Raw genomic sequence first — 1,156 nt, 5'->3', positions numbered from 1 at the left:
TGGCCACGCTGTGCGAACGACGTTGGGACGTAGCGTATAAGCTGTTCGCGTAGCGTGTGCGTAGCACATAAGCTGTTTGCGTAGCGTGGGCGTAGCGCATTAGCTGAATGCTTACCTTTAGCTAATTCCCTGACATTTTCAGCCAACCAAAAATCCGATCTACTGTTAACTCTAGGTTAATATCCTCTAATACAGAAGGGTGATTGCTACCTAGTAACAATTCTGGTTCTTGACCCGGTCGAAACACTAAAATAGACCTATCAGCAGCATCAATTAACCAAGATAGCTGACAACCATGTTGTAAGCAATAGAGAATATTGCCAATTACCCGATTTGAACTCTGTTCTGGAGAAAGGATTTCAATTATCCAATCTGGGTACAATAAAAAATCATTGGGAACTTCCCCATGGGCATCAAACGGAATTCGTGACCATTTGAAAACCGCTATATCAGGTACAATAGAGCGTATGCCAAAACTACAGCGCAACTCTGGGAAGGCATAAGCAATTTTCTGGCTTTCTGCGTTTTCGTTGATACTATTGCATAGCCTGAGCTGCAATCGACTATGCTTTCCTTTCGGCATTGGCTTTTGGAAAATATCGCCGTTGATGTATTCCCTGGCGGGCTTTGTTTCTGGGAGCTTCAGAAATTCTTCCAGGGTATGTGCTGGGGTAATTGTGACAGTCATCGCTCCTAAATTATGGGTAAATTTTTCTTTAGTTTAAGAGATATCAGCCTACTACAGCCTTTCGCCCAAACCAGTTACTCCAATAAGGCTAACAAGGCTGCTTGTCACCCAGTTAAGTCAAAAACTTATCCGTTGCTTCGATCAAAGCACTGCGTATACCTGGTTCTGCCATGGAATGACCGGCATCAGCTACCACGATCAACTCAGCTTCTGGCCAAGCCTTATGTAATTCCCAAGCTGATACCATCGGACACACTACATCATAGCGTCCCTGGACAATCACCCCAGGGATAGATTTAATCCGGTCTACATTCCTCAGTAACTGGTCTTCTGGTTCAAAAAACCCTTGATTGACAAAATAATGACACTCAATTCTGGCAAAGGCATCAGCAAATTCACCCTCACCAAACTTTTGGATCAGGGTTGGGTCTTGAAAGAGTTTACTGGTACTTGCTTCCCAAATTGACA

At 43.9% G+C, this 1,156-nt stretch carries 2 protein-coding genes; both read right to left on the bottom strand.

The genetic code is table 11. The features are described 5' to 3' along the window. Positions 1-121 precede the first annotated feature (121 nt). Positions 122-688, bottom strand: coding sequence for a Uma2 family endonuclease (locus tag F6K49_RS51360; RefSeq protein ID WP_293110651.1), 567 nt, complete (start codon positions 686-688; stop codon positions 122-124). Between the two features lie 112 nt (positions 689-800). Further along, a partial coding sequence (locus F6K49_RS51355) for an alpha/beta hydrolase (protein WP_293110649.1) occupies positions 801-1,156 on the bottom strand: 356 nt, incomplete at its 5' end.

This window comes from Moorena sp. SIO3I6, from assembly GCF_010672095.1.
Note: the sequence above shows the minus strand (reverse complement) of the source record. Positions and strands in the feature narration are given on the sequence as shown.

Coding starts and splice junctions, on each gene's coding strand:
- F6K49_RS51360 (WP_293110651.1), bottom strand. CDS start 688: ATGACTGTCACAATTACCCCAGCACATACCCTGGAAGAATTTCTGAAG.